Origin of the sequence: Mycobacterium sp., from assembly GCF_047975165.1 — a bacterium.
GTDB lineage: Bacteria > Actinomycetota > Actinomycetes > Mycobacteriales > Mycobacteriaceae > Mycobacterium.
Genome location: NZ_JBKECZ010000170.1, coordinates 12,411 through 31,051 on the forward strand (window position 1 = coordinate 12,411; position 18,641 = coordinate 31,051).

An 18,641-nucleotide genomic window follows, 5' to 3' on the forward strand; every position below is an offset into this window, starting at 1 on the left:
AGTCATAGGACAAAATTTTGCCATAGGACAAAAGGTGGAAGACCGGGTGGGGCGGTAGATTCATTCCCGTGACCCCGATAACCGGTTCCACAGCCATCGAGATCGCGGCCTGTGTCCGCACTCAGGTGTCGCGCGGAGACCTGAACCCGGGTGAGGTTCTACCCCCGATCCGGGTGCTTGCCAGCCGGCTGGGGGTCAATCGCAATACGGTTGCCGCAGCGTATCGCCAGCTCATCGCCGGTGGGATCGTAGAGTCCGGGGGGCGGCGAGGAACGTCGGTCGCTGGCGTGCCGGATGTGGCTACCGTGCGGCTGCCGCCGCCCGAGCTCGTCGATCTTGCCAGTGGAAATCCTGATCCGCAGTTCCTGCCCAGCCTCGTCGAGGTAATCGGGCGGGTGCGCTATCAGGCGGCGCTCTACGGTTCGCCAGCCATCGATGAGTCTTTGCTGGAAGTCGCAACCCCCATGTTCACCGAGGATCTGACTGCTCGGCAACGTGATTGGCAGATGGTGGTCACCCACGGCGCGGTCGACGCCGTTGAGCGGGTGTTGAACGCGCACCTCACCCGCGGGGACGTAGTCGCTGTCGAGGACCCGTGCTTTCTGTGCAGCATCGGCACCGTACGCCTCAACGGCTACCACCGGATCCCGATCGCGGTCGACGAGCGCGGAATAACGGCGGCCGGCCTGCGCAGCGCCATCGTCGACCGCGGTGCGCGGGCGATCATCGTCACACCCCGGGCCCACAACCCGACCGGGGTGTCCATCGATGACCGGCGGGCCGCGCAGTTGCGCCGGGTGCTGGCAGCCCATCCGGAAGTTCTGGTGATCGAAGATGACTACTTCTCACTGGTGTCAGCGGCCCCGTATTGCGGGGTGACTCCGCCGTCGACCCACAACTGGGCGCTCGTGCGATCGGTCGGCAAGATTCTGGGCCCCGATATCCGCGTTGCGCTGGTCGCCACCAACGAGTGCACGGCGCAGATCCTGGGAGCCAGGCTACGTGCGGGCAAGACCTGGGTGAGCCACCTGCTGCAGTCTGCGACCGCTCAACTGCTGAACGACCGTGCCGTGGCGAATCAGCTCGAGCGGGCCCGCGAAGCCTATGCTCTCCGAAGTAGAAATCTAGTGAAAGCTCTTGCCCAACATGGTATTACCCCATTGGGCAGACCCGACGGCGTGAACCTCTGGGTTCCGCTGCCCGATGCGGAATCGGTAGCCGCGACCGTGTCCCACCTGTCGGCCGCGGGTTGGGCGGTGCAGCCGGGCGATATCTTTGTTGTCGACCCGGCGCATCCCCGGCATGGCATTCGCGTCACCTCGGCGACCCTCGACGAGGACATGGCGTCGGACTTCGCCGCCGAACTCGCACAGGCGATGGGCGATTAGCCGGCCACCCCCGCCACCCCAGCCACCCCCGCCACCCCAGCCACCCCAGCCACCCCCGCTACCCCGCCGAACGTGACGCCACAGTCATTCTCGGTGGCGTCTGGGACTGTGGCGTCACGTTCGGCGGGGTGGCGCTCGGCGGGGTGGCTGGCTACACCCCGGTGGCCATGATCGGCAGCACGGGCATGCACCATGGAGTTGTGCATCCCCACCCCAGGACCGGCCAGGGCTTCAGCTCGCCCGTTGCTCCCGGCTCGGGTTGGCCGGACGATCACGCCACGGCGCAGACCCCGACCGCTGCCGATGCCGCCGACGTCCTCAACCTGGCGACCGGGGCAGCCTCGATCCCGGGCTTGGACGCGGCGATAAGCGTCTGCCGGGCGTGTCCGCGGCTGGTCGACTGGCGCGAGGAAGTGGCCGCGGTGAAGCGGCGTGCGTTCGCCGATCAGCCGTATTGGGGACGCCCGGTGCCGGGCTGGGGAGCGCAGCGGCCGCGGCTGCTGATCGTCGGCCTGGCGCCTGCCGCGCACGGTGCCAACCGAACGGGCCGGATGTTCACCGGCGACCGGTCGGGCGACCAGCTCTACGCGGCGCTTTACCGGGCCGGGCTGGTAAACCAGCCGACGAGTGTTGATGCCGCGGATGGGTTGCAGACCAGCAAGGTTCGCATTGTCGCACCCGTGCGATGTGCCCCGCCGGCAAACGCTCCGACCCCGGCTGAGCGCGACACCTGCGCGCCCTGGCTGGCTGCGGAATGGCGTCTGGTGGCCGCTCATGTGCGGGTGATCGTCGCGCTGGGTGGGTTCGCTTGGCAGATCGCGTTGCGACTGCCCGGCGACGCCGGAAAACCCAGACCGCGGTTCGGGCACGGCGTCGCCGCCGAACACCCATCGGGTGTGCGGGTGCTGGGCTGTTACCACCCGAGCCAGCAGAACATGTTTACCGGTAGGTTGACTCCGGCAATGCTCGATGACGTCTTCGTAGACGCAAAGAAGCTGGCGGGGATCAAATAATGGTGGAGTCGGTTCTGGTTTCCGGGGCCAGTGTCGCCGGGCTCACCGCGGCATATTGGCTCGGGCGCAACGGCTATGCGGTTACGGTGGTGGAAAGCCATTCCGGGCTGCGGCCGGGGGGCCAAGCGATCGACGTGCGCGGCCCGGCACTGGAAGTCCTCGACCGCATGGGCCTGCGGGCCGCCGCGGAGGAACGCCGGACCGGAATCCGGGGCTCCAGCGTCGTCGACCGCGACGGAAACGAACTGTCAGCCGACACCGAATCCACGCCGACCGGCGGTCCGATCGAGAACCCGGACATCGAGTTGCTGCGTGATGACTTGATCGAATTACTCTATGGTGCAATAGAATCGACGACTGAATTCTTCTTCGATGACACGATTGTGTCGCTGGACAACGCGGGCCCGGGCGTCGACGTGAGGTTCCGCAACGCGGCCGAGCGCAGTTTCGCCCTGGTGATCGGCGCCGATGGCCTGCATTCGAACGTGCGCCAGCTGGTGTTCGGCCCCGAGGAGCGATTCATCAAGCGGCTCGGTACGTTTGCGGCGATCTTCACTGTCCCCAATTTCCTGGGGTTGGACCACTGGCAGCGGTGGCACTATGGCGATGCCGGCATGGCCGGGGTCTACAGTGCCCGCCACAATACCGAGGCGCGCGCGATGCTGGGGTTCATGGATCCCGAGCTGAGAATCGACTACCGCGACACCGAAGCTCAGTTCGCCGAAGTGGAGAGGCGGATGGCCGACGACGGCTGGGTCCGCCCCCAGTTGCTCGAATTGATGCGCGCGGCCCCGGATTTCTACTTCGACGAAATGTCGCAGATCGGGATGGATCACTGGTCGATCGGGCGGGTCGCACTGGTGGGGGACGCCGCGTACTGCTGCTCTCCGCTGGCAGGGCAGGGGACCAGCCTGGCGCTACTCGGGGCCTGCGTGTTGGCGGGTGAGCTGAAGCTGGCGCGGCTGGATCACGGGCTCGGGTTCGCCAACTATTTCAAGCGGTTCCACGCCTATACGCAGCGCACCCAGTTCCTGGCCACCGACAGCGTTCCGGGTGGCGCGCCGATATCGCAGGAGCAGTTCGAGATGATCGTGAACTCGTTCACGTTGATGAACTACTAGGACCGAACACCGCGATATTCGGTGTGTGCCACCATTCGGCCGGCACTGATCGCCTGTCCCGCGGGCCGTGAATCGGGCATGGCGATCGGCATCCGCGGCGTCTCCGTGGCGATCCCCGGCCGGCGGGCGATCGCTTTCATCGCTGAAGATTCCCAGTTGTTGTCGCCGTGGTGGTCGCCGGCCAGCCGCACCGCATTGACGTTGGTGTTGATTGTGAGCGTATGGCTTCCATTGTGAACCCACGGCTTTCACGGTGAAGCAGGGGCGGAGAAGCGGCGAGACCGTCGCCCTGCACTCACAGTGAAAGCCCCGAGCTCACCCGCGACCGTCTCAACCGGAGGCGTCGAGCCCAGCCAGCGCGTCACGCAGAATCCGCGCGGTACCTTCGCGATCCGGGTCTCGGCGCAGGACCAGCCCCTTGGCGAGGGACAGCCTGTCTCCGTTGCGCCGGGGCACGACGTGCAGATGGATGTGGAACACCGTCTGGAAGGCGGCGCGGCCGTCGTTGATCGCGATGTTCGTCGCGTCGGCGAGTTCGGTGGTCTTGGCGGCCAGCGCTATGCGTTGGCCGACGCCGATCATCCCGGCCAGCGTATCGGCCGGGGTGTCGGCCAGGTCGACGGTGTGTTGCTTGGGAATGACCAGTGTGTGCCCGCGGGTCACCGGCCTGATATCGAGGAACCCGAGGTATCCGTCGTCCTCGTAGATGCCGACGGCCGGAGCGTCGCCGGCCGCGATTGCGCAGAACACGCAGGACATGCCGTCACCGTACTGGACCCTCGGAGTGGCAGCCCGAGACCACCGGGTGCGTCGGGATACCCTGCGGCAGTGGACCCCACGGATCTGGCGTTCGCCGGTGCGGCCGTGCAGGCGCGCATGCTGGCCGATGGCGATATCACAGCCCCCGCACTCCTCGAGGTCTATCTGGAGCGGATCGAACGTCTGGACAGTGAACTGCGCTGCTACCGGGTGGTGCGCTACGACGCTGCACGCGAGGAGGCGCAGATCGCCCAGGAACTCCTGGACGAAGGTGTGCGGTATCCACTTCTGGGCGTGCCGATCGCCATCAAGGACGACGTCGACGTCGCGGGGGAGGCGACGACCTTTGGCAGCGGCGCACACGGGCCGGCAGTGACCGACGACTCCGAGGTGGTTCGCCGGCTGCGTGCAGCGGGGGCGGTCATTCTCGGCAAGACCGCGGTGCCCGAGCTGATGATCATGCCGTTCACCGAATCGCTGACGTTCGGGGCCACCCGCAATCCGTGGAACCCGCGGAGGACGCCCGGCGGCAGCAGCGGCGGAAGCGCCGCCGCGGTTGCGGCAGGTCTGGCCGCGCTGGCACTGGGTTCCGACGGCGGCGGCTCCATCCGTATCCCGGCAACCTGGTGCGGCCTGTACGGGCTCAAGCCGCAGCGCGGACGGGTGTCGTTGGATCCGCACGACGACGCCTGGCAGGGACTGAGTGTCAATGGACCAATCGCCCGCTCGGTGCAGGATGCGGCGTTGTTCCTCGACGCGACCACGACGATGCCGGGTCCGGAAGGGGAGTTCTGCGCTGCGGCTGCACGCCAGCCCGGGAAGCTGCGAATAGCCTTGAGCGCCAAGGTTCCAACGCCGTTTCCGGTCCGGGTGGGCCGGGCGCAATCGGCCGCTGTCGAGCGGGCCGGCGCGTTGTTGCGCGAGCTCGGCCACGAGGTGATTCTGCGAGATCCGCACTACCCTGCGTCGCTCTACACCAATTATGTGCCGCGATTCCTGCGCGGCATCTGCGACGACGCGGACGCCCAGGCTCACCCCGAACTGCTGGAAGCACGCACCCGCGGCATCGCACGGCTGGGCTCGTTCTTCACCGACCGGCGGATGGCGGATCTGCGTGCGGCCGAGGTGAGGCTGAGCGCCCGGATCCAGTCGATCTTCGAAGACGTCGACGTCGTCATCACCCCGGGTACGGCGGCCGGGCCGTCCCGCATCGGTGCCTACCGACGGCGCGGCGGTGTTTCAACGCTGTTGCTGGCCGCTCGACGGGTTCCCTACCAACAGGTCTGGAATCTGACCGGCCAGCCTGCCGCCGTGGTGCCGTGGGACTTCGACGGTGATGGCCTGCCGATGTCGGTTCAACTTGTCGGCCGCCCCTACGACGAGGCGACGTTGCTCTCCCTGTCGGCGCAGATCGAAGCTGCCCGGCCGTGGGCCCAGCGGCGCCCGCCGGTGTCCTGACGACCGGGTCACGCGCCGAGCTGGCGAGCCCGGGTGGCGGTGAGGAGGTCGTCACCAGGACCCACGGCTGCGGCGGCTAGTGTCGACGTGTGGTGGACGAGCGGCAGCCCGACGGGGACGCACAGGATATCGCCCCTCTGCTCGACGGATTGGAAGGCGCGCAGCGCGCCGAGCGCGCCGACCTGGTGCGTTGGCTGCTCGGTGAGGGCATCGCCTTCGAGGAGATCGCGGCGACGAACCCGCCGCTGTTGCTGGCAGCCCGCTATCTGGTCGGTGATGACGGCACCTATGTGTCCACCCGGGAGATCAGCGAGAGCCATGGGGTGGAGGTGGAATTGCTGCAGCGTTTGCAGCGCGCCGCGGGTCTGGCCAGGGTCGACGACCCGGATGCCGTTGTGCACATGCGCGCCGATGGCGAGGCGGCTGCCTCCGCGCGCAAGTTCCTCGATCTGGGATTGCCGCCCGATCACGTGGTGGCTGTCGTGCGGGAACTGTCCGAGGGCCTCTCCCGCACCGCCGAAGTGATGCGCACCACAATGCTGTCGGCGATCATCCGCCCGGGAGTGACCGAACTGCAGATCGCCCAGGCGTCCAAGGTGCTGGTGGGGCAGCTCGCCCCACTGCTGGGCCCGATGGTTCACGACATGTTGTTCATGCAGTTGCGGCACCTTATGGAAACCGAGGCGGTCAATGCCGGCGAGCGGGCGGCCGGCAAAGCAATGCCCGGTGCCCGCCCGGTGGCTGTCGGCTTCGCCGACCTCGTCGGGTTCACGCCACTCGGGGAGATGGTGTCGGCCGAAGAGTTGGGCCGGCTGGCCGGCCGGCTGGCCGATCTCGCGCGGGATCTGACTGCGCCGCCGGTGCGGTTCGTCAAGACGATCGGCGACGCGGTGATGCTGGCTTGTCCCGATCCCGCCCCCCTGCTGGACACCGTCCTCAGGCTGGTCGAGGCGGTTGACGCCGAAGACAACATTCCGCGCCTGCGCGCCGGAGTGGCCGCGGGAATGGCGGTGAGCCGGGCCGGCGATTGGTTCGGCGGTACCGTCAATGCGGCCAGCCGGGTGACCGGGGCGGCGCGGCCGGGCGCGGTGCTGGTCACTGAATCGGTCTGGGATGCGTTGCAGGCCGGTGGTGTCGGCGCCGATTTTCAATGGACCTATGTGGGTCCGCGTCGGCTCAAGGGCATCAAGAACGAAACCACCTTGTACCGGGTCCGCCGGCTACCCGCGGACGCGGCGCCTACTGCTCCTGGTTGATGTTGGCGACGAGCGGGTCGGTGACCCCGGTGCCGGGGCCGCGCCGTTGGTTCCCCTGCCCCCGAGCCAACGCCCCCCGCCCAACGCCCCTCGAACGTCGACATCGGCATTGTTGGCCGCGGCCATCGCGCGCCGGCATCTGCAACCGTTCGCGTCTTCCCCGACGCTGATCGGCGCGACCCGCACAGGCGGTGCCATCCGGGTTCGGTCAGCCGTATTTGGCCCACCAATCGTGCAGGTCAGCCAGCGACACCGGATCGCCGAACGTGTCGCTGAGAGTGAGCTTGCTGTTGTTCGTCCAGATCACGTTGGGGTGGTCCTTATAGATGCCGCACGCGACCATGCCGGCGGCCACAGTCGGGTCGCGGTCGTATTGCCAGCTGTCCGGAGACGGCCCCGACCCGGGACAGTCCGCCAACTCGACGGCGGCGATATCGTCGTCGAAGGCCTGTTGCAGCGTCGCCAGGTCGCCGAACAAGCCGTAGAACGCCCGGCTCGGGCCGCCCCGATTCGTGTTCTGTCCGCAGCTGACCATGGCGATGGTGCCGGTCCAAACACTGTTCGGTTTGGGTGTCGTGGCCGTGCAGACCCCGGACGGATAGCCCGACGGCAGTGCCGCCATCAGCTGGCGCTGGGCGTCGCCCGGTGAGGGTGTCGTCGGTGGGGGTGTCGCGGTGCGCACCGATGTCGAGGGGCCGGCGGCAATCCCCTTGTCACCGGACCGGGTGAAGTACCAGGCGCCGATGGCGGCGAGGACCAGGACCAGTGCCAGGGCGGCTGCCCCGGCCACGATCGGCCACGGGTTGCGCTTCCTCCCCGGTGGGTGGATGCCCTGGTTCCAGGATGCCGGGCCACCGGGTTGTTGTGGCGGCGCGCCGGCCACACCGCCGCCCTGGAAGTACTGCGGTGCCGGGGTCGGGCCACTCGGAGGATTGGATCCCGCCTGGGGCGCCCAGGCGGGTGTGCCGCCCGGGGGATAGGACGGCAACGGCCCCGAACCGTAGGGGTGTTGGCCGTATACGGGCGCTGACGGGTTGGGCGTCGGCGTGGCGGGTGGCCAGGAACCGGCGGAGACCGTCTGGTCGGGGGTAGCCTGGGGTGCGGGGGGTACGGCGGATTCCTGGCTGCGACGCACGATGTTGTCGGCGTGGTCGCGGTCGGGGATGCTCAGTGCCTCGTGGGCAGCGCGGGCGAAGTCGCCGGCACTGGGGTTGCGGTCTTCGGGTCTTTTGGCCATGCCGCGGGTGATCACGGCATCCAGGGCTTTGGGGATGCCGGCGCGTGCGGCGCTGGCCTGGGGGACCGGGTCCATCAGGTGGGCGGTCAGCAGAGTGGTTGCGCTGTCGGCGCGGTAGGGCGGGGTGCCGGTGAGGCATTCGTAGAGGACGCAGGCCAAGGAGTAGATGTCTGCGCGGTAGGTGACTTCGTCGCTGGAAAACCGTTCCGGCGCCATGTATTTCCAGGTGCCGACGGCGGTGCCCATCTGGGTCAGCTTTTCGTCGGTGGTGGCGTTGGCTATCCCGAAGTCGACCAGGTAGGCGAAGTCGTCCTTGGTGACCAGGATGTTGGGGGGTTTGACGTCGCGGTGCGTGACCTCGGCGGCGTGGGCGGCGTCCAGCGCGGAGGCGATCTGGGTGATGATGGCCACCGCGCGCGGTGGGGTCAGCGGGCCGTGGCGTTTGAGGAGGTTGTCCAGATCGGTGCCCTCGATCATGCGCATTTCGAGGTACATCTGGCCGTCGATTTCGCCATAGTCGTGGATCGGGACGACGTGGGGTTCTTGCAGGCGTCCGGTGATGCGGGCCTCGCGTTTCATGCGTTCGCGGAACACCGGGTCCTTGCTGAATTGGGTGGTCATCACCTTGACGGCGACGGTCCATTCCTTGACGGTGTGTTCGGCCTCGTAGACCTCGCCCATTCCGCCGCGTCCCAACAGCCGTTTGAGGCGGTACGGCCCGAATGTCGACCCCGCCCGTGAGTCGGGCGCCTCGCTCATCGATGATCCTCCTCAACCAACCGGAATCCCGCCGACACTATCAACAGTGCCGCGATACCGCATCGAACTCGAGTCGGTATCGCCGTACGTCGCGCCGGGACCGGCTCGCGCTCAGGCCATTGTCATCGCGTAGTAGGCACCCCGCCGGGCGAGGAGTTCGGCGTGGCCGCCCTGTTCGACGATCCGGCCCCCCCCGAGCACGACGATCCGGTCGGCATCCCGGATCGTCGAAAGGCGATGGGCGACTATGAAACTCGTCCGGTCGCGGCGAAGTTCACGGGTTGCCTGAGCGATCAGGACCTCGGTGCGGGTGTCGACGGAGCTGGTCGCCTCGTCCAGAATCAGCAGTTGGGGTCGGGCAAGGAATGCGCGGGCGATCGTGATGAGCTGCTTTTCGCCGACACTGATGTTGGCGCCACCGCCGCTGATCCGGGTCTGGTAACCGTCGGGCAGGCGGTGTACGAACTGATCGACATAGGCGGCCCGTGCGGCGGCCAATACCTCCGCCTTGCCGGCCCCCGGGCGACCGTAGGCGATGTTCTCCTCGATGGTCCCGTCGAACAGCCAGGCGTCCTGGAGCACCATGCCGATGCGTGAACGCAGTGCATGCCTGTCGAGGGAGGCGATATCGACCCCGTCGAGCCGGATCCGGCCGACGTCGACGTCGTAGAACCGCATCAGCAGGTTCACCAGCGTGGTTTTGCCGGCTCCGGTGGGTCCGACGATGGCGACGGTGCTGCCCGGTTCCGCTACCAGGGACACATCGTGGATCACCGGGTGCCGCGGTTGGTAGGCGAAGGTCACGTGCTCGAACTCGACGCGGCCGGGTCCGGTCGCGATGACGGGCTCGACCGGATCCGGTGATTCCTCCGGTTCGTCGAGCAGTTCGAAGACCCGTTCGGCGCTGGCCACACCTGACTGCAGGGTGTTGTACATCGCTGCAAGCTGGCCCACCGGGGAATTGAATTGCCGCACATATTGGATGAACGCCTGGATGCTGCCGAGGGTGATTTGGCCGGTGGCCACTTGCAGGCCCCCGGCGACTGCGACGCCGACATAGCCGAGGTTGCCGATGAATCCCGTCGCCGGTGCGACCAGACCGGAGAAGAACTGCGCGCCGGAACCGGCCCGGTAGACGTCGTCGTTGAGTTCGTGGAACTGTGCGAGTGCCGCCGGACCGTGGCCGAATGTCTTGACCACCGTGAACCCGCTGTAGGTCTCTTCGATGTGGGCGTTGAGCCGTCCGGTACTGGTCCAGTGCGCCAGGAACAGCCGTCGCGACCGGCGGGTGATCGCGCGGGTCGCCAGCAGTGACACCGGAACGGTCGCGATAGTGATCAGGGTCAGCAATGGTGAGATCCACAGCATCATGGCGACCACGCCGGACACGGTCAGGACCGCGGTCACCAGTTGGCTGATCGTCATCGACAGTGACGTCGCCATGTTGTCGATGTCGTTGGTGACCCGGCTGAGCAATTCGCCGCGTTGTTGCCGGTCGAAATAGGATAACGGCAGGCGATGCACCTTGTCTTCGACATCCGCGCGCAGCCTCGCCACCATCCGCTGGACGGTGAGGTTCAGTAGTCTGGCCTGAGCCCAAATCAATAGGGCGGCAATCAGATACAACACCATGGCCAGTGTCAGCGTGCGGATGACCGCGGTGAAGTCGACCCCGCGCCCCGGTACCACGTTCATTCCCGACAACAGGTCGGCGAACGTGGTGTCGCCGCGCATACGGGCCTCCGACACCGCCTGGGCCTTGCTGATGCCGGACGGCAGCCCCCGTCCGATCACGCCGTTGAACAAGAGGTCGGTGGCGTGGCCGAGAATCCGCGGGACCACCACCGACACAGCCGTTCCGGCGATGCCGAGCGCGATGACGGCGACACTGAGTCGTCGATACGGTGCCAGTCGCCCGAGGAGTCGGGCGGCGGAGCCCCGGAAGTCGCGCGAGCGCAGGTTCGGCGGCGGCGCTGTGGTGCTGCGGGGGCGGGCACTGGTGGGCGGGGTCATTGCGTTCCCCCTGCTTCTGTGCCCGTGCCGACCCCGGCGCCGAACGTCTGGGAAGCGGCGAATTCGGCGTAGGCGGGGCAGTCCGACAGCATCGATTCGTGGCTGCCGGCGCCGACGACCCTACCGTTGTCGACGACGATCACCCGGTCTGCTTGGGACGACGTCGAAATACGCTGTGTGACGAGGATTGTCGTGGTGTCGTCTGCCGTCTCTCGCAGCGCGGTGCGCACCCGCGTTTCGGTGTGTACGTCCAGGGCAGAGAAGGCGTCGTCGAACACGTAGATGGCCGGACGGCGGATGACGGCCCGGGCGATCGCCAGCCGCTGTCGCTGTCCGCCGGAGAAGTTGATCCCGCCCTGGGCGACGCTCATCTGCAGGCCGTGCGGTCGTACGAAGTCGTCCGCCGCGGCTACGCGCAGCGCGTCCCACATCTGGTCGTCGGTAACCACTTGCCCCGGAGGGGCGCCGTAGCGCAGGTTGTCCGCGACGGTGCCGCTGAACAGATAACCGCGCTGGGGCACCAGCCCGATCGCCGACCAGAGCCGATCGGTGTCGTAGTCACGGATGTCGATACCGTCGACGACGACGGCGCCCCCGGTGACGTCGAACAGCCGGCAGATCAGTGACACCAGCGTCGACTTCCCGGAGCCGGTGCCCCCGATGATCGCCGTGCTGGTTCCAGGTGACGCGGTCAACGAAACATCGTGGAGCACTGGCCGTTCGGCGCCAGGATAGGTGAATGTCACCTCCCTGAGGTGGACGACTCCGGTGATCCCGCGTGCGGGAAACGCGGGCGTTTCAGGACTGGTGACCGCGCTGCGGGTGGACAGCACCTCGGTGATGCGTTCGGCGCACACCGACGCTCGCGGCAGGACTGCCAGGGTCATGGTCGCCATCACCACGGCCATCAGTATCTGGGCGAAGTAGGACAGGAAGGCGATCAGCGATCCGACCTGCATTTGCCCGTGGTCGATGCGCAGTCCGCCGAACCAGATGAGCGCCACGCTGGACAGGTTGATGGTCAGGGTGGTCACGGGCAGCATCAACGCCTGCCAGTTGCCCGCGCCCAGTGCGGCGTCGGACAGCGCCAGGTTGGCAGCGGCGAACTTCTCCCGTTCGAAGTCCTCGCGGGTGAATGCCCGGACCACGCGCACGCCGGACAGCTGGTCGCGCATCACCCGGTTGATGCCGTCGATCAACCGTTGCATGTTGCGCAACAGCGGCAGGATGCGTCCGATGATCCGGTAGTCGGCCAGCGCCATCGCGGGCACGCTGACCAGCAGGAGCCAGGTCAGTGCCGCCTCCTGGTGGATGGCCATGATGACACCGCCAACGCACATGATCGGGGCGGTGACCAGCACGGTCGACGAGGTTTGCACGAGGAACACGATCTGTCGGATGTCGTTGGTGCTGCGGGTCAGCAGCGTCGGGGCGCCGAAGCGCGCCGATTCCCGTTCGGAGAAGGTGATGACGTGCTCGAACATCGCCGCCCGCAGGTCCCGGCCGAATCCGGTGCCGGTCCGGGAGCCGAAGTAGGCCGTTGCCACCGCGCACAGCACCTGCAGCCCGGTGACCATCAGCATCACCACGCCGAGCCGCATGATGGTGGCCGGGTCGCCGACGGCGACGCCGTCGTCGATGATTGCGGCGTTGACCGTGGGAAGGTACAGCGATGCCAGGGTGCTGACCGACTGCGCCACCATCAGAACCGCGACGAGCCCGCGATAGGGCCGGATGTACTGGCGCAGCAGTGCCAGGAGCATTGGCTAACTGTCGCATACCGGGATGCCGATGCGCGTCTTCACCGGCGGCGGACGCTCCGGTACCGGCCATTGGGCAGGTGTTCTTGCCGAAATGCCTGATCAGGTGGCGTGTCGGTGGTTGAGTCGCGGGGGTGGCGCTACAGTGCATCGTGTGGCTGGCACATGGTGTGACCGGCATCAGGAGGGATAGTGGTGCGGCGTCTTTCGGTGTGGGTCCGGGCTGCTGCGGTCGTGGTGCCCGCTGCGGGCATGGTCCTCGGACTAGCCGGCTGTGGTGGTTCCGGCGACAGCGACCCCGACGCGACGGCGGAGTCGACGGCGGGAAGCGCAGACGGTAGGCATGGGCCGATGTTCCCGGAGTGCGGCGGCGTGAGCGACGAAACCGTGGCCCAGCAGACGGAGATCTCCGGGCTGATGAATACCGCCAAGAATTCCGTCGGCTGCCAGTGGCTGCTGGGCGGGGGCATCATGGGTCCGCACTTTTCCTTCTCCTGGTATCGCGGCAGCCCGATCGGGCGGGAACGCAAAACCGAGGAGCTCTCACGCGCTACCGTCGAGGACATCAACATCGACGGCCATGAGGGCTTCATCGCCGTCGGCGATGACCCGATCCTCGGCGAGTCGCTGTGCGAGGTCGGTATCCAGTTTCAGGACGACTTCATCGAATGGTCGATCAGCTTTGCCCAGAAGCCGTTCCCACCGCCGTGCGATATCGCCAAGGAATTGACCCGGCAGGCGATTGCGAATTCGAAATGAGTGGATGGATGCGCACCGGACAAAAAGTCGGTCGAGCTGTGGTGGCCTGGGTCGCGGTGCTGATGGTCGTGCTGACCGCCTTGCCCGGGTGTTCCAGGACGGTAGGCGGAACCGCGATGAAGGCGGGTGGGGCCGGTGTTCCCCGTAACGACGATTCCGAGCGGGAGTACCCGAATCTGCTCAAGGAATGTGAGGTGCTGACCGCTGACATCCTGGCCAAGACGGTCGGCGCCGATCCACTGGACATCCAGAGCACGTTTGTCGGTGCTATCTGCCGTTGGCAGGCCGCCAACCCGGCCGGGCTCATCGACATCACCCGGTTCTGGTTCGAGCAGGGCAGCCTGAGCAATGAACGCAAGGTCGCGGAGTACCTCAAATATCAGATCGAGAGCCGCGCGATTCAGGGCATCGATTCCATCGTGATGAAACCCAATGACCCCAACGGCGCCTGCGGTGTCGCCAGCGACGCGGCGGGGGTGGTCGGCTGGTGGGTGAATCCTCAGGTCCCCGGCATCGATGCCTGCGGCCAGGCGATCAAACTGATGGAGCTGACGCTGGCCACCAACGCCTAGGAGCCTGGCGTTGACTCCGCGCCAGTGGCGCAATCTCCCCCGCTCACTCTGCGCCTGTGGCGCAAAAGTGCGAGTGGTTTACGCCCAGGGTGCAGAGTGAACGCGCCCGCCTAGTGCCTAGCGGCCAGCGGCTAGCGGGGCACGTGGAAGTCGGCCAGTGCGGCGCCGCCGGGTTCGAGATCCGCCCAGGTGCCGGGGCAGTGCACCACCGCGATCCCGGAAGTGGGGAATTTCGCTGAGATGCTCTGCGCGGCGGCGCTGCCGGCGCCGTCGGCGATGTCAGCGGTGTCGAGGTTGGCGAGGATCAGCGCCAACGACGACATCGTCGGCTCGTGTCCGATCGCGAGCAGGGTGTTGACCTGCGCGTCGACCTGGTTGATGGTCTCGATGACCGCACCGGGGGCGGCCCCGTAGATCTGCGGAACGTAGCTGACCGGCGCATCGATCCGAGTGCACTCCAACGTTTCTCGGGCACGGATCGCCGTTGAACAGAGCGTCGCGTCGATGGCCGGCACATTGGCACGCAGCCAGTCGCCGCCCAACGCGGCTTCCTTGCGCCCGCGCGGAGCCAGCGGCCGGTCATGATCGGCCACCCCGCCGGGGTAGGCCGATTTCGCATGACGCATCAACACCAGGGTGAATGGCTTGTCCACTGGACCCACGTTATCGACCACGGGGGTTCCCGGGATCTGTCGGCCCTCGGATCTACACTCGCGGTGCCTTGAAAGTCATGAAGCCTAAAGGGGGTGCCACGATGCGGTTCCTGCACACCGCCGACTGGCAATTGGGTATGACCAGGCACTTCCTCGCCGGAGACGCCCAGCCGCGTTATTCCGCGGCCCGCCGCGATGCCGTGGCCGGCCTGGGCGCGCTGGCCGCGGAGGTGGGTGCGGAGTTCGTCGTGGTGGCCGGGGATGTCTTCGAAGACAACCAACTTGCCCCGCAGGTGATCGGGCAATCCCTGGAGGCCATGCGGGCGATCGGCGTCCCGGTCTACCTGTTGCCGGGCAACCACGACCCGCTGGACGCTTCGTCGGTCTACACCGGCGGGCTGTTCACCGCCGCATGCCCGGACAACGTCGTCGTGCTCGACCAAGCCGGAATCCACCGGGTCCGGGCTGGGTTGGAGCTCGTCGCGGTGCCGTGGCGGTCGAAGGTGCCCACCACCGACCTGGTCGCCGAGGTGCTCGACGGCCTGTCCGCCGGAGACGCCACCCGGATTCTGCTCGCCCACGGCGGCGTCGATATCCTGGATCCCGACCCGGGAAAGCCGTCTCTGATCCGCCTGGCAGGGGTCGAGCAGGCCTTGGCGTGCGGGGTAATTCACTATGTTGCCCTGGGCGATAAGCATTCACTCACCGAGGTCGGCGGCAGCGGTCGTGTCTGGTACTCGGGGTCGCCGGAGGTGACCAACTATGACGATGTCGAAGTGAATCCGGGTCACGTTCTGGTGGTCGACATCGATGACAGCGATCCGCAGCGCCCGGTCACCGTCGAGGCCAGGAAGGTTGGCCGTTGGCGCTTCGTCACCGTGCGCAGTCACCTAGACAGCGGCCGGGACATCGCCGATCTGGCGGCCAGCCTCGATGAGATGACGGACAAGGAACGCACGGTCGTGCGGTTGGCGCTGACGGGCGCGCTTACCGTCACCGACCGGGCGGAACTCGACGCCTGTCTGGAGCGGTATGCACGGTTGTTCGCCTGGCTCCAAATGTGGGAACGCCACACCGATCTGGCGGTCATTCCCGCCGATGGCGAATTCGACGATCTCGGCCTCGGCGGGTTCGCCGCCTCGGCGGTGGCTGAACTTGTGGACACCGCACGCGCGGGGGAGTCGCAGACCGCCGCCGACGCCCAGGCGGCACTGGCGCTGCTGCTCCGTCTCGCCGAGCGGGGTGTGCCATGAAGCTGCACCGGCTGATCATGGCGAACTACCGCGGTGTGGCGCACCGGGAGATCGAATTTCCCGACCACGGTGTCATCGTCATCCACGGCGCCAACGAAATCGGCAAGTCTTCGATGATCGAGGCATTGGACCTGCTGCTCGAAGCCCGGGACCGGTCGGTGAAGAAGGAAGTCAAGCAGGTCAAGCCCGCCAACGCCGACGTCGGCGCAGAGGTCACCGCCGAGATAAGCACCGGACCGTACCGATTTGTGTATCGCAAACGATTTCACAAGAAATGCGAAACGGAGCTGACGGTCCTGGAGCCGCGCCGGGAGCAGCTGACCGGTGACGAGGCCCACGAGCGGGTCCGGGCGATGCTGGCCGAGACGGTCGATACCGGGTTGTGGCGGGCCCAGCGGGTTCTGCAGGCGGCATCGACGGAGGCGGTAGAGCTCTCCGGCAGCGATGCCCTGTCACGCGCGCTCGACGTCGCCGCACATTCCGCCGACGTAGCATCCCTGTCCGGCACCGAGCCGCTACTGATCGAGCGGATCGATGCCGAATATGCGCGCTATTTCACCGCGACCGGCCGTCGGACCGGGGACTGGTCCGACGCGATCTCCCGGCTGGATACTGCCAAAACAGCTGTGGCCGAGTGTACTTCGGCAATGACAGAAGTCGATGACCGGGTGCAACGTCATGCCGAGGTCACCAAGGAGGTGGCCGAGCTGTCGCGGCAGTGCAGCGAGGCCAGCCCCCGGCTGGATGCCGCGCAGGCCGCGGCGAACCGCGCCGACGAACTCGTCCGGGCGCTGCGGGAGGCCAAGCTGGTCGCGGCGGCCGCGGTGGCAACCAGTGTCACGGCCTCCGGTGCGCATTCGGATCGGTTGGCGCTGATCGTCGAAATCAACAGCTGCACTGAGGTAGTCACCACCGTGGCGGCCGAGCTCCGAGACGCCGTCGATCAGCAGGAGGCGGCCGATACCGAATTCCGCGAGCACGAGGCAGCGGTCGAGGAGGCCCGTCGTACGCTCGCAGCGGCGCACCAGCGCGCCGAATCCGCACAGTGCGCCCTCGACCGGATTTCCGACCGCGCGGAGGCGGAGCGCTTGCGGGCCAGGATCGCCAAGATCGATGAGGTTCAGGGTGAGCTCGACGGTATCGGCCGGCAGCTGTCCGCCGTGGTGCTGACCGAAGAAGCTCTGCGTCGAATCGAAGGCGCTGCGGCGAATGTAGACCGCGTCGGTGACCAGCTGGCGTCCATTTCGGCGGTTGTCGAGTTCACCGCTGTTGCCGACATCGAGCTGGCCGTCGAAGGCCAGCGCGTTTCGCTCCCGGCCGGACAGAGCTGGTCCATGACCGCCACCGGCCCCACCGACGTCGATATCGTCGGGCTGCTGACGGCCAGGGTTTCACCCGGCGCGACAGTGCTTGATATTCACGCCAAATACGATGCCGCGCAACATGAGCTTGCCGATGCGTTGGCGGTTGCCGGTGTTGCCGATATAGCGGCTGCCCGGCTAGCCGACCAACGGCGCCGCGAATTGGCCGCCGACCGCGACCGGCTGAGCGCCACGCTCATCGGATTGTGCGGTGAGGACCAGATCGAACAGCTCCGGGTGAGGTTGGCGGAGTTGCGGCCCGATCAGCCGGAGGACGCCGAGCCGGTCCCGACGGACATCACCGCCGCCCGCACCGAACGCGACGCGGCCGACACTGCACGCGTGACAGCTCAAGCCGGGTGTGAGGCCATGCGCCAATCCGCCGATTCCGCGGCTCGCCGGCTCGCCGAGGCGAATACGCGCGCGGCAGGACTGCGCAACGAAGAGGCCGCGCGGCGGGCGGAGCTTGATGCGGCGGTGACCCGATTGGCACAGGAGCGGGCGTCGGTTGCAGATGAGGCGCTCAAGACGGCCGCCGAGGCCAAGCTGCGGGAAGCGAAAGCGGCGGAATTGAGCGTCGCCGATTTGGAACAGGCGCTGGCCGCGGTTGCGCCCGATGCGATAGCCGCCGAACTGGCCGAAGCATCGGAGGTGGCCGGGGCGTTGCGCCACCGCCACGTCGAGGCGGTCGAGACGCTGAAGAATCTGAGCATCGAGCTGGCCGTGCTGCGCAGCGAAGGACGCAAAGGCAAGCTGGACGCAGCCCGGACCGAATTCGAGCATGCGGCGGCCCAACACGAGCGGATCGGCACCCGGGCCAGGGCCGCGCAGCTACTCCGGTCGGTGATGGCGCGTCATCGCGACACCGCCCGACGACGCTATGCGGAGCCCTTCCGGGCTGAACTGCAGCGGCTCGGCCGACCGGTATTCGGGCCGACATTCGAGGTCGACGTCGACAGTGAATTGCAGATCCTCAGCCGAACGCTGGACGGCACCACCGTGCCCTACGAGTCGCTTTCGGGTGGGGCGAAGGAACAACTCGGCATCCTGGCCCGGCTGGCCGGTGCCGCACTGGTCGCCCAGGAGGACACCGTTCCGGTCGTGGTGGACGACGCACTGGGGTTCACCGATCCCGGTCGGTTGGCGGCGATGAGTGAGGTGTTCGGCAGGGTCGGTGACTGTGCGCAGGTGATTGTGCTGACGTGCAGTCCCACCAGGTACGACGGTGTTGCGGGCGCGCATCGCATCGATCTGGGCAGCTAGCCGCACACCGGTCCGG

General features: G+C 67.1%; 15 protein-coding genes. 10 read left to right on the forward strand and 5 right to left on the reverse strand.

The window, feature by feature from the left end; genetic code table 11:
- Positions 1-68: 68 nt before the first annotated feature.
- From ACK5M9_RS16095 to ACK5M9_RS16110, 4 genes are all read left to right on the forward strand, one after another.
- Positions 69-1,388 carry an aminotransferase class I/II-fold pyridoxal phosphate-dependent enzyme gene (locus tag ACK5M9_RS16095; protein WP_416894141.1) on the forward strand — a complete coding sequence of 440 codons (1,320 nt, stop codon included), beginning with the start codon at positions 69-71 and terminating at the stop codon, positions 1,386-1,388.
- A 185-nt stretch (positions 1,389-1,573) separates the two neighbouring features.
- Entirely contained in the window at positions 1,574-2,401 is an 828-nt protein-coding gene (locus tag ACK5M9_RS16100) for a uracil-DNA glycosylase (RefSeq protein ID WP_416894162.1), read from the forward strand.
- Positions 2,402-2,403: 2 nt separating this feature from the next.
- Complete coding sequence (locus ACK5M9_RS16105) at positions 2,404-3,522, forward strand: FAD-binding protein (RefSeq protein WP_416894163.1); 1,119 nt, start codon at positions 2,404-2,406, stop codon at positions 3,520-3,522.
- 78 nt (positions 3,523-3,600) lie between these two features.
- Positions 3,601-3,759 (forward strand): hypothetical protein, encoded by a 159-nt coding sequence (locus ACK5M9_RS16110; protein WP_416894142.1) that lies wholly within the window; start codon positions 3,601-3,603, stop codon positions 3,757-3,759.
- A gap of 93 nt (positions 3,760-3,852) precedes the next feature.
- On the opposite strand, the gene ACK5M9_RS16115 is transcribed toward ACK5M9_RS16110, so the two are convergent.
- Positions 3,853-4,281, reverse strand: a complete 429-nt coding sequence (locus ACK5M9_RS16115) for an HIT family protein (protein ID WP_416894143.1) — start codon at positions 4,279-4,281, stop codon at positions 3,853-3,855.
- Positions 4,282-4,350: 69 nt separating this feature from the next.
- Between ACK5M9_RS16115 and ACK5M9_RS16120 the strand changes: the two genes are divergently transcribed.
- The gene (locus ACK5M9_RS16120) at positions 4,351-5,739 is read left to right on the forward strand and encodes an amidase (protein WP_416894144.1); all 1,389 of its coding nucleotides are present in this window, start codon (positions 4,351-4,353) and stop codon (positions 5,737-5,739) included.
- A gap of 92 nt (positions 5,740-5,831) precedes the next feature.
- Complete coding sequence (locus tag ACK5M9_RS16125; RefSeq protein ID WP_416894164.1) at positions 5,832-6,995, forward strand: adenylate/guanylate cyclase domain-containing protein; 1,164 nt, start codon at positions 5,832-5,834, stop codon at positions 6,993-6,995.
- Between the two features lie 208 nt (positions 6,996-7,203).
- Here the strand turns inward: ACK5M9_RS16125 and ACK5M9_RS16130 are convergent, their stop codons facing one another.
- The 3 genes from ACK5M9_RS16130 to ACK5M9_RS16140 all read right to left on the reverse strand — a co-directional run bounded on the left by ACK5M9_RS16130 (position 7,204) and on the right by ACK5M9_RS16140 (position 12,767).
- Positions 7,204-8,991 carry a protein kinase domain-containing protein gene (locus tag ACK5M9_RS16130; protein WP_416894145.1) on the reverse strand — a complete coding sequence of 596 codons (1,788 nt, stop codon included), beginning with the start codon at positions 8,989-8,991 and terminating at the stop codon, positions 7,204-7,206.
- Between the two features lie 111 nt (positions 8,992-9,102).
- Positions 9,103-11,004, reverse strand: a complete 1,902-nt coding sequence (locus ACK5M9_RS16135; RefSeq protein WP_416894146.1) for an ABC transporter ATP-binding protein — start codon at positions 11,002-11,004, stop codon at positions 9,103-9,105.
- Positions 11,001-12,767 (reverse strand): ABC transporter ATP-binding protein, encoded by a 1,767-nt coding sequence (locus ACK5M9_RS16140; protein ID WP_416894147.1) that lies wholly within the window; start codon positions 12,765-12,767, stop codon positions 11,001-11,003. Before ACK5M9_RS16140 ends, ACK5M9_RS16135 begins: the two co-directional genes overlap by 4 nt.
- 249 nt (positions 12,768-13,016) lie before the next feature.
- Between ACK5M9_RS16140 and ACK5M9_RS16145 the strand changes: the two genes are divergently transcribed.
- Both ACK5M9_RS16145 and ACK5M9_RS16150 read left to right on the forward strand, forming a co-directional pair.
- Positions 13,017-13,523 (forward strand): DUF3558 domain-containing protein, encoded by a 507-nt coding sequence (locus ACK5M9_RS16145; protein ID WP_416894165.1) that lies wholly within the window; start codon positions 13,017-13,019, stop codon positions 13,521-13,523.
- The gene (locus tag ACK5M9_RS16150) at positions 13,520-14,095 is read left to right on the forward strand and encodes a DUF3558 domain-containing protein (RefSeq protein WP_416894148.1); all 576 of its coding nucleotides are present in this window, start codon (positions 13,520-13,522) and stop codon (positions 14,093-14,095) included. Before ACK5M9_RS16145 ends, ACK5M9_RS16150 begins: the two co-directional genes overlap by 4 nt.
- A gap of 131 nt (positions 14,096-14,226) precedes the next feature.
- On the opposite strand, the gene ACK5M9_RS16155 is transcribed toward ACK5M9_RS16150, so the two are convergent.
- The gene (locus tag ACK5M9_RS16155; protein ID WP_416894166.1) at positions 14,227-14,721 is read right to left on the reverse strand and encodes a SixA phosphatase family protein; all 495 of its coding nucleotides are present in this window, start codon (positions 14,719-14,721) and stop codon (positions 14,227-14,229) included.
- Positions 14,722-14,849: 128 nt separating this feature from the next.
- Between ACK5M9_RS16155 and ACK5M9_RS16160 the strand changes: the two genes are divergently transcribed.
- Both ACK5M9_RS16160 and ACK5M9_RS16165 read left to right on the forward strand, forming a co-directional pair.
- Complete coding sequence (locus ACK5M9_RS16160) at positions 14,850-16,001, forward strand: metallophosphoesterase family protein (protein WP_416894167.1); 1,152 nt, start codon at positions 14,850-14,852, stop codon at positions 15,999-16,001.
- Complete coding sequence (locus ACK5M9_RS16165; RefSeq protein WP_416894149.1) at positions 15,998-18,625, forward strand: AAA family ATPase; 2,628 nt, start codon at positions 15,998-16,000, stop codon at positions 18,623-18,625. Before ACK5M9_RS16160 ends, ACK5M9_RS16165 begins: the two co-directional genes overlap by 4 nt.
- Positions 18,626-18,641 lie beyond the last annotated feature (16 nt).